General features: G+C 58.0%; 7 protein-coding genes. All 7 read left to right on the plus strand.

Going from position 1 to position 9,844, the window contains the following annotated elements; genetic code table 11:
* The first annotated feature begins 209 nt into the window (after nucleotides 1–209).
* The 7 genes from DHV10_RS17835 (at nucleotide 210) to DHV10_RS17870 (ending at nucleotide 9,825) form a co-directional block, all read left to right on the plus strand.
* Complete coding sequence (locus tag DHV10_RS17835) at nucleotides 210–2,453, plus strand: spermine/spermidine synthase domain-containing protein (RefSeq protein ID WP_109487713.1); 2,244 nt, start codon at nucleotides 210–212, stop codon at nucleotides 2,451–2,453.
* Nucleotides 2,454–2,550: 97 nt separating this feature from the next.
* A complete protein-coding gene (locus DHV10_RS17840; RefSeq protein ID WP_109487714.1) occupies nucleotides 2,551–4,560 on the plus strand; it encodes a M3 family metallopeptidase in 2,010 nt (669 codons plus the stop codon).
* A gap of 73 nt (nucleotides 4,561–4,633) precedes the next feature.
* Nucleotides 4,634–5,134, plus strand: a complete 501-nt coding sequence (locus DHV10_RS17845) for a DUF3291 domain-containing protein (RefSeq protein WP_109487715.1) — start codon at nucleotides 4,634–4,636, stop codon at nucleotides 5,132–5,134.
* A 3-nt stretch (nucleotides 5,135–5,137) separates the two neighbouring features.
* Nucleotides 5,138–5,527, plus strand: coding sequence for an MmcQ/YjbR family DNA-binding protein (locus DHV10_RS17850; RefSeq protein ID WP_109487716.1), 390 nt, complete (start codon nucleotides 5,138–5,140; stop codon nucleotides 5,525–5,527).
* A gap of 92 nt (nucleotides 5,528–5,619) precedes the next feature.
* Entirely contained in the window at nucleotides 5,620–6,918 is a 1,299-nt protein-coding gene (locus tag DHV10_RS17855) for an FG-GAP repeat domain-containing protein (RefSeq protein WP_109487717.1), read from the plus strand.
* 424 nt (nucleotides 6,919–7,342) lie between these two features.
* A complete protein-coding gene (gene pgeF / locus DHV10_RS17860; protein WP_239461856.1) occupies nucleotides 7,343–8,422 on the plus strand; it encodes a peptidoglycan editing factor PgeF in 1,080 nt (359 codons plus the stop codon).
* A gap of 902 nt (nucleotides 8,423–9,324) precedes the next feature.
* Nucleotides 9,325–9,825 carry a tetratricopeptide repeat protein gene (locus DHV10_RS17870; RefSeq protein WP_109487719.1) on the plus strand — a complete coding sequence of 167 codons (501 nt, stop codon included), beginning with the start codon at nucleotides 9,325–9,327 and terminating at the stop codon, nucleotides 9,823–9,825.
* Nucleotides 9,826–9,844: the final 19 nt, after the last annotated feature.

Raw genomic sequence — 9,844 nt, forward strand, 5'->3', positions numbered from 1 at the left:
ACTCGCAATTCAGAAACGAGAGCTCAAGAGGTCGAGGTGTTTCGAAGCACAGAGAAGAGTAGCACCTGTGGTCTGACGCACTGAAGCGCAGCGATTCCTGAATTTGAGCGGGCTTCAGCCAACCCGCGCAACCCAATCAGGTTCTTAGCTCATTACATCCGGGATCCAGCTGTCAATCTGCTCAGAGATCCGCTTCAAAGAGGGTTGCGATGGGTTGGTTCTTCGCGTTCTTCTTCCTCTCCGGCTTTTGCAGCATCCTTTACGAGCTTGTCTGGCTTCGGCTTACGATGGCCGAGTTCGGCGTAACTACGGCATTGACCTCCATCGTGCTCTCGATGTTCATGGCAGGTCTCGGCTTGGGATCTTGGTGGGCCGGAGCGCTCGTCCGGCGCTATGGCCACCGTCTGCCCATTGCGCCGCTCAGCCTGTACGGCGCATGCGAGTTCCTCATCGGCTGCTCATCGCTGGCTGTACCCGCTGAATTGCAGTGGGGACACAAACTGCTGGAGCGAATGACAGCCGAGAATGCATACTCATCCGGCTCCTACTACCTTGCTTCGGGACTGATCGTAGCGCTGGTACTCCTACCCTGGTGCGCCTGCATGGGCGCGACATTCCCTCTAGCCATGGCAGCCATACGAGATCGATACCATGGTGTATCAGGACGTTCGTTCAGCTTCCTCTACCTCGCCAATGTACTAGGAGCAGTAGCCGGTGCGATCGCTCCGCTCTTTCTAATCGAGTTGTACGGGTTTCATCGGACGATGCTGTTCGGCACCCTTTGTAACTCTTTGATCGCGCTAGCCGCCATATGGATGGCGATCCGGCACCCGCTGAAATCGGCGCGTCCCGCCGAAAACATCGACGAACCGAAGCGCACAAACGTCAGTCAAAACGGTCCGCTCGCATTTCTGTTCCTTACCGGCCTGGTCACGATGGGAGTTGAGGTGATCTGGATCCGGCTGTTCACCCCATATGCCGGCCCCGTTGTCTATTCGTTTGCGTTCATCCTCAGCTCATACCTCCTTGCCACCTTCGCAGGGTCGTTGGTCTATCGCCGCATCGGCGCTGGTGCGGAATCGAACGCTCCGGTGCTTTGGGTGGTGCTCGGCTCTCTCGGGATGCTTGCGCTACTCTCGGCCGACCCGCGAATCCATCTGTTCACGCTGTTGCGCGTATTGCTAGGTGTTGCACCCTTTGCCGGACTGGTGGGATACCTGACACCCATGCTGGTCGATCGCTGGTCTGGAGGCGATCCAGACCGAGCCGGACGAGCATACGCGGTCAATGTTCTCGGATGCATCTTGGGTCCACTGCTAGCCGGGTTCTTCCTACTGCCGGTTTTTGGCGAGCGCGTGTCGACTTTGCTACTCATGCTGCCGTGGATGGGAATAGCACTTCTGCCGACGTCCCCAAGAAGTTCCCGAGCGGGCCTGCAGGTTGCGTCGTATGCCAGCATTGCGGCAGGTCTATTGCTGTTCTTCGGTACGAAGAACTTCGAAACGTTGTTTCCGAACCGCGAAGTTCTTCGCGACAGCACAGCGACCGTGATTGCTACTGGAACCGGCATGCACAAGCGGCTTCTGACCAACGGCATCGGCATAACTGAGTTGACGCCAATCACGAAGATGATGGCTCATCTGACCCTGGCATCTTTGCCGGAACAGCCGAGCAGGGCATTGGTGATCTGCTTCGGAATGGGAACAACGTTTCGGTCTGTCATGTCGTGGAACGTTCCGACTACGGTTGTGGAACTGGTGCCCAGTGTTCCGCGCCTGTTCACTTTCTACCATGACGACGGCGCACGTTTACTGGCATCTCCCTTGTCGCACGTCGTGATCGATGATGGACGGCGTTATCTCGAGCGCACACCTGAGAAGTACGATGTAATCATCATCGATCCGCCTCCACCAGTCCGGGCTGCAGGATCCAGCCTGCTGTATTCGAAGGAGTTCTATGCGCTTGCAAACGAGCATCTGGAGAGCGGCGGAATACTTGCTCAGTGGCTGCCGTCTGGAGATACAGCAGTCCAGGCGTCTGTAGCCAAAGCTCTACAAGAGTCTTTTGCGTACGTCAGGATGTTCAAGCCCGTTCAGGACAACGGCTGGCATTTTTTGGCGAGTATGAAACCGATAGCTGACCGTACGGCCGAGGATCTCGTGGCTCGGATGCCGGCGAAGGCTGTCGACGACATGATGGCCTGGGGTCCCGCAGCTACCCCTGTTGATCAATTCAACCGAATGCTACATACAGACCTGATGGTGGGTGACCTGATCGGCCGCTCGCCTGAGACTCCGGCGCTGGACGATGACCGACCTGTGAACGAGTACGACATGCTGCGGAACTGGTCGCGGCTGATGAGATCAGGAACGCAAACGTGGAGACCGGGCCAGTACGGAGCCGCGATCGAGCCGGACCCGCAGAAGCAATCGGTTTCTGAGAATCACAAGTAAATAGTCCTCCAGAGAAAATGGGGCACATGCAGTTCGAATTGAGGAAGCATTAGCGCGAACGGATGTGGCAACCTAGTATCTGGAGGTCGTCTTCATCATGGCTGTGAATTCTTCCCCGTCTGCGACTCAGGTCACGAGTGATGTTCATGTCTGGGAGGCAGGAGGAGCGAGTTCTCCTGAATTTCTGAGTGCATGGGTGAGCGCGAGGCTCGAAGCACACGAGGCGGCGCTCGCAGCGCTTCTGGCCGTAGAGGGACCACGCACGACGGAGAACACGCTGCGGCTTTATGACGTAGCAATCGAACAGCTAAGCCTTGCGGGTGCGCAGGCGGGCGTGTTGAACTCCGTCGCGCCGGAGAAGGCGGTTCGCGACCAGGCGCAGATGGAAGCGCAGCGGGTGGCCATGGCTGGAAGCGCGCTTAGCCTGAATCGTGAAGTCTACGATGCGCTGGCTTCCATGAGCCTGAAAGGAGCGAGTGCGACGACGCGGCACTATGTTGAGCGTACGCTGCTTGGCTATCGGCTCGCCGGCGTGGATAAAAGTGAAGAGACCCGGAACAGGCTGCAAGCGCTGCATGAAAAAGCGACCAAACACTCGCTTGACTTCAGCAGGAACATCCAGGAAGGCGGCAAAACGATTGTCGCCACGCAATCGGAACTTGAAGGATTGCCGCCCGATTACCTTGGGCGTCATGAGCCGGACGCGCGCGGACAGATTACGCTGACGACAGATCAACCGGACATGCAGCCCGTGATGACGTTTGCGTCCGATGCAGCTTTGCGGGAGCGGATGTTTGTCGCCTACAATACGCGCGCCTATCCCGCCAACAAGCAAATCCTGCTGGACATGCTGAGTACGCGGCAGGAGATTGCGACGGTGCTGGGGTTTCGAAGCTGGGCAGATCTGGCGACGGCTGACCAGATGATGGGCTCAGCCGCGAACGTTCGGAAATTTCTGGCACGACTTGAGGAGGCAAGTCGCGAGGGTGCTGTGCGAGAGCACGAACTGGTGCTCGAGTTTGCGAGAACCAAGCAGCCCGGGCTGAAGGCGATCGACATCACGAGCCGTGGGTATTGGTATGAGCAGTACAGGCGTGCTGCATTTGATTTCGATTCGCAGTCTGTGAGGCCCTATTTTCCGTACGAACAGGTTGAAGCCGGAGTGCTGGAGACGGCGGCGAAGCTGTTCAGGGTGGAGTTCCGGCCAGCAGATGCAAAGGGTTGGGACCCGGCGGTGAGCGTCTATGACGTATACGAAGAGGGACGGCACGTTGGGCGCTTCTATCTCGATATGCATCCGCGCGAAGGGAAAGATAAGTGGTTTTCGGCGGCGCCGGTGGTCACTGGTGTGCGCGGGCGGTATATGCCTGAGGCGGCGCTCATCTGCAATTTTCCGGGCGGAGACCCTGAAGATCCTGGTTTGCTGCAGTACAGCGATGTGGTCACATACTTCCACGAGTTCGGCCACCTGATGCATGCGATCCTGGGCGGGCAGACGGAGTGGGCCGGAGTGTCCGGCTTCGCGACGGAGGGCGACTTCATCGAGGTGCCGTCGCAAATGCTCGAAGAGTTCTTTCGTGATGAGAAGCTGCTACAGAGCTTCGCGAAGCACTATGAGACGGGCGAGGTACTACCGGCGGAGATCATTCGAAAGATGAAGACGGCCGGTTCGTTTGGACGCGCGGACTGGGTGCGGACGCAGCTTTACTACACTACTCTCTCGCTCGATCTGCATGATCAGGATCCGTCTGGGATTGATTTCGACGAGATCACGAAGCATCTGTATACCTCGCTGGTGCCGTGGACCTGGCTCGAGGGCAACCGCATGTATGCGAGCTTTGGGCATCTCACCGGGTATTCGTCAAACTACTACACCTATGCTTTTGACAAAGTGATTGCGCTGGACTTCTTCGCGCAGTTTGATCCAGCCGATCTGCTCGGCGGGGATGCGGGTGCAAGATATCGCAAACTGGTGCTGGAGCAGGGCGGATCGAAGCCGGGACGCCAGATGGTGCGGGACTTCCTGGGACGCGATGAGGAGTTTGCGGCTTTTTCGAATTGGCTGAATGAAGAGTTCGATAACCAGTTGATAAGTGCTACGACATGAGAGATCAGCCTTCAATTCTCAGCCGTCAGTTTTCAGTCGCGCTCTACGCCGATTCACTTTTCTGGAGGTCCAAATGCCGCGGTACAACGTTGCGCAGGTGAATATCGGGCGGATTCGAGCGGAACTCAACGATCCGATCATGGCGGGTTTTGTGAACCGGTTGGATGAGATCAATGCTCTGGCGGACTCAAGCTCGGGATTCGTTTGGCGGCTGATTGAGAGTGAGGGGAACGCGACCTACCTGCGGCCTTTCGACGATCCCTGGATGCTGTTGAATATGTCGGTTTGGGAGTCGATCGAGGATCTGCGCCGGTTTGTTTATGAGACGTCGCACCGGGAACTGCTCAAGCAGAGGCATGACTGGTTCGAAAGGCTGGCGGAAGTGTATTCGGCGCTGTGGTGGGTTCCAGACGGACACATCCCTAGCGTGGATGAGGCGAAGCAGAGGCTTGCGCATTTGCGGAAGAATGGGCCGACACAGTTTGCGTTTACGTTCAAGACGGTGGTCGAGCCAGACGAGGAATTCCAGAAAGGGATCGACTGGGGCGCGTTCCGGCCCTGTCCGGCGGTGTAGCGCGTGAATGCAGCGGATTTTCGTCGACTGGCTTTGAGCCTGGAAGGTGCGGAGGAAGGATCGCACTTTGGTGCGGCGGATTTTCGTGTAGGCGGTAGGATCTTCGCGACACTTGCAGCCGTGAAACAGGGTTACGGAAATCTGATGATCACGCCGGAACAGCAGGCCGCGTTTGTGGCTGAGGCGCCTGAGATCTTCGTTCCGATTCCCGGAGGATGGGGCCGCAACGGAGCCACACACGTTGTGCTTGCAAAAGCGAGTGAAGACGTGCTGCTCGGCGCCCTGCGCACTGCGTGGAAGCTGCGGGTTGAGAAGAACCAGAAATCTAAGCCCAAGCGCGCGGGGGCGAAACCTGCCGCTGCCCAAGAACGGACGAAGCGGAACAAGCGCTAATCGACAGGCGCCGCTTGCATCGGCCGTGCTGCTGCACGACAATGACGGGCAAAGGACCATCCGCTTCAATACAACATTGAAAGGCCGGTGCCATGAAGCTTCGTGTGCAATCTGCTGTTCTAGCTTTGTTTCTCGTCGCAACAGCTTCATCGTTGGTGTCGCAATCGGAGAAGAAGACAACGCCGGGAGGAGGACCTGGAGGTCTGGCGCAGTCGACGTTTGTTTCGCACCGGCTGGGAACGGATCACGCCGAGGCGGTCACGACGATCGACATGAACGGCGATGGTTTCGCGGACATTCTGAGCGGAGCTTACTGGTATGAGAATCCTGGGGCGAAGGGCGGCGAGTGGACGAGGCATCAATACCGGGAGGTCAGTATTACCGGTGAGTTCGTTGCGGACTGCGGTGAATGGGCGATTGATGTGAACCATGATGGCGCGCTGGATGTCGTGACCGCAGCGTGGCAGACGAATGGGGTCGTCTGGTACGAGAATCCCAAGCAGGCCGGGGCCGAATGGAAGAAGCACTTCATCACGGACAGCTATGACACGGAAGGCGGCGTAATGGCCGATATCAACGGTGATGGCGTGCCGGACCTGATCTTTGCGCATTACAACCACGGAGGGCTGATCTGGATCGACTTCGCCGGAGCGGAGCCAAAGGTGCATCGCGTGGGAGACAAGGAGATGGATGGTCACGGCGTCGGCGTCGGCGATATCGATGGAGACGGAATGGCGGATATTCTCACGCCGAATGGATGGCTGAAGCAGGTGGATGCGAACAAGGGGAATTGGGAGTGGCATCCGGACTGGCAGCTGGGCGATGCGGGATTTCCGATTGTCGGCTACGACGTGAACAATGACGGAAAGATGGACATCATCTACGGCGAAGGACACAGTTACGGACTTTACTGGCTGGAGCAGATCGGCGAAGGCGATACGCGTCACTGGGTAAGGCGAGCGATCGACGAGTCGTTCTCGCAAGCGCATGCGCTGAAACTGGTGGACATCGATGGCGATGGCGAGCCGGAACTACTGGCGGGAAAGCGGTATCGAGGGCACAACGGGCACGATCCGGGATCGTACGATCCGCTGGTCATCTACTACTACAAGATCGATCGCAAGACGGGAACGTTCAGCCGCTATCCGGTGAGCGTGGGCGGAACAGCGGGAGCGGGAACGCAGTTTGTTGTGGAGGATATGGACAAGGACGGCGATATGGACATCGTTGTCGCCGGAAAGACTGGAGTTCACTTCTTCGAGAACCTGAAGGTGGATCGAGTGCCTAAAGAGCAGAGGGAGAAGGAAATTCTTCTCGAAAAGAACTGGCCATTTCCGGGAGAAGGGCAGGAATTGAAGCGGGAAGATCCACCTGGGACGCCCAAGAAGTAAGTGTAGGTAAACAGATGACTTAAATTCTGGAGAGGAGCAGTCCGAAATAGGCCGTTGTCGGTTTGCGATCGCCAGGAGGGTAGGCCGGGGTATTTTTCCACAGGCCTAGGAAGCTGCTCCGAAAATAATTCTGCGGCCAGGGGGCAACGTTTCATCTAGAGCCGCATCTGACTTAGTAATTAGCAGAGGCTTCCTCGAATTTGGCCCATCCAAGAAAGGTTATCTACTTCCTTTGAGGGTCTTAACGGACCCCATCTCTCGACCCCTTCAGGACCTTCCCTCCTATAATGCCTCTCGAGCGGGCCCGCTGGAAAGCGGGCCCATTCGCTCGTTTGGGCCAAATATCCGCCTTCGCTACAGCTTCCGCCTACGCTAAAGCTTCGGCGCGACGGGTCCGCATGCGCTCGCCGCTACAATCGAAAGCGTGACGCGATCCAAAACTTCCTCTCTCTCACAAACCGAGCAGAATCTTCAAGAAATCGATAAAGACTTTGCGACGGCGGGACTGGTGCGCCATCGAAGGGGTACGCCGGGGGGCATTGCGGCGAAGCTCCGCAGCGGCCGGAAGAATGCCTCCGCGAAAGAGGAGCTGGCGGGAGCAGCGCCGGCGACGGTGGGTTTTCCGAACGGCGTCGAGTTGCTCCAGGTCCCGGGTTGGGTCGAAAACAAAGCACTGAAAAAGTGGCTGTGGCATGGATTCAGCACCAGGCGCACGGGGGTGAGCCGGGCGTATTGCGCCGAGGACGGGCCGGGGGACCTGAATCTCGGGTTTACTGCGGCCGATCGCCGCGAGGACGTGAAACAGAACCGGCGGCTGCTGGCAGAGGCGGTAACGGGCAAGGAACAAACTCCGATCATTGCGGTGCGGCAGTTTCACTCAAACCTAGTTGTCGTCGCCGACAGGCGCGACGTGAAGCGGGCGACGCCGCGGAAGGCGGACGGTGTGATCTCGGCCGTGCCGGGGTTGCTGGTCGCGATTCAGACGGCGGACTGCATTCCGGTGCTGGTGGCGGACCGGAAGCAGAGGGTGGTTGCCGCGTTCCATGCCGGCTGGCGAGGCACGGTGAAGCGCATCGTCGAACTTGGCGTGGGCCGCATGCGAGTTGAGTTTGGCAGCAGGCCTGCGGATCTTGTCGCGGCCATAGGCCCCGGGGCTGCGCAATGCTGCTACGCAGTTGGCGAGGAGCTGCTGTCGGAGTTCGAGTCGCAATTCAGCTACGCGCGGGAGCTGTTTCGCGAGGTGTTCGATTCGGATCCGGTCCGGACGAGATATCCAATGCTGTTCATGACGCAGCGCGCTCCCGGGCATTCGCCGATCGGGCCGCAATTGCATCTCGATCTGATCGAGGCCAATCGCAGGCAGTTGCTGGATGCGGGCGTGAAGGCGTCGGCCATCAGCACGACTGGCGGCTGCACGAATTGCCATACGGATCTGTTTTTCTCGCACCGCGCCTCGCGGGGGCACGCGGGGAGGATGATGAGCGTGATCGGAGTGCGGCCGTAAGACAGCGGGTCTGGCCTCGAGAGTCGACGGAATCAACAGCCTTACCATCCCCCCGCCCCCCTCCCCATACACCTTGCTCAAAAGCTCCTTGTTTTGTTGGGGTTACGGAATAGCTACCGCTGTAAGTGTGTCATATCATTGAAGTTGCTCGCAAGGTGTTTGATAACAGAGGGGTTAGGGGCTGAGGGACAGAGGGACAGAAGGACATAGGGACATAGGGACTGGGACATAGGGACAGAGGGCCGGCGTAGCTGTGCCGGGAGGCTCGACAGGTGGCTGGAATTTGAGTTCATGGTTTAAGTATGACGAATTGGGTGCAATAAACTGCAAAGTCGGCGGAGATTTTTGCCATTTGGAATCAGCGAGTTAGGGTTGGGATTCGTGGATTCGGGGTTGACCGCTATTCAGGTGCACCCCCGGAGTGGGGGTTTTCGATCCCTACTTCGACAGATCCGGCTATTGCCACGGTCCGGTGCAGGTCTGACGGATACCAGGCACTTACGGAGACCCACCGACGAGGACCCGTCTGCGGGACCCAGTGGGCCTTTCTTCGTTTTGGGGCCTAGTTCGTGAAGTTCGGTGACGGTGTCCTGAAGGTGTGCGAGGGGAATGCCGCTGGCCTCTGCGAATTCGCGGAGGACGGACTGCTGGCGGTCCAGTGTCGGCGGTGGCGGCTGGGGATCTTCGAGCCAGGAGATGGCTCCGGCGGCGGGGTTTCTTCTCGGGCGGGGGTGCGTTGGGCGGGGTCGGAGTCGAAGAGCGGGTGCACGGATGAGAATACCGAGGTCGTGGTCGCGCCGCACGACCACAATAGCTTGCGGTTTACTTTTTAATAACTTCCGAGTGGCCGATCACTCGCCAGAAGCGAGCAATTAGACTGCAACAGGGAGCGTTGTTGCCGAGTGGACGCACTTCTTCTCCAAACAAAGATTGAGAGAGCCAAGGAGTTGGTCCGCGCTCGCGATATGGCCGCAGCCGCACTGCTGGCGGATGAGTTGACCAGTTCTCACACGGAAGACATTCGAGTCTGGGTTCTTCGTGGCTACGTTAATGAATCGGTCAACGATCATGCTGCCGCTGTTTCAGATTTGAATCGCGCACTTGATCTGACCTCGGATGAACCTCACCTGTTTTTTACTCGTGGGAGGTACCGCTTCCAGCTTGATGACAACGCGGGCGCTGCAGATGACTTTACCTCTGGGTTGAAACTCTGCGACAGGCTCGGTAACGATTACTACCGCGAAGCATTGCACTTCTGGAGAGCCGAGACATTGATCCGCCTAGGCAAGCTGAACGATGCTTTACAGGACCTCGCTCACGTTAATGATGATCACCGTATGTGGACCTACAAGCTTCGTACAAAGCAGGACTTGTTGCGAGACTGCCAACGCACAAAAGCCTGATGATCCCGAGTTACCGGCT

It is taken from the genome of Occallatibacter savannae (assembly GCF_003131205.1).
Taxonomy (GTDB): Bacteria; Acidobacteriota; Terriglobia; order Terriglobales; family Acidobacteriaceae; genus Telmatobacter; species Telmatobacter savannae.

Excerpts from the sequence above, each read along its gene's own strand:
- DHV10_RS17835 (WP_109487713.1), top strand. The coding sequence starts at position 210 with ATGGGTTGGTTCTTCGCGTTCTTCTTCCTCTCCGGCTTTTGCAGCATC.
- DHV10_RS17840 (WP_109487714.1), top strand. The coding sequence starts at position 2,551 with ATGGCTGTGAATTCTTCCCCGTCTGCGACTCAGGTCACGAGTGATGTT.
- DHV10_RS17845 (WP_109487715.1), top strand. The coding sequence starts at position 4,634 with ATGCCGCGGTACAACGTTGCGCAGGTGAATATCGGGCGGATTCGAGCG.
- DHV10_RS17855 (WP_109487717.1), top strand. The coding sequence starts at position 5,620 with ATGAAGCTTCGTGTGCAATCTGCTGTTCTAGCTTTGTTTCTCGTCGCA.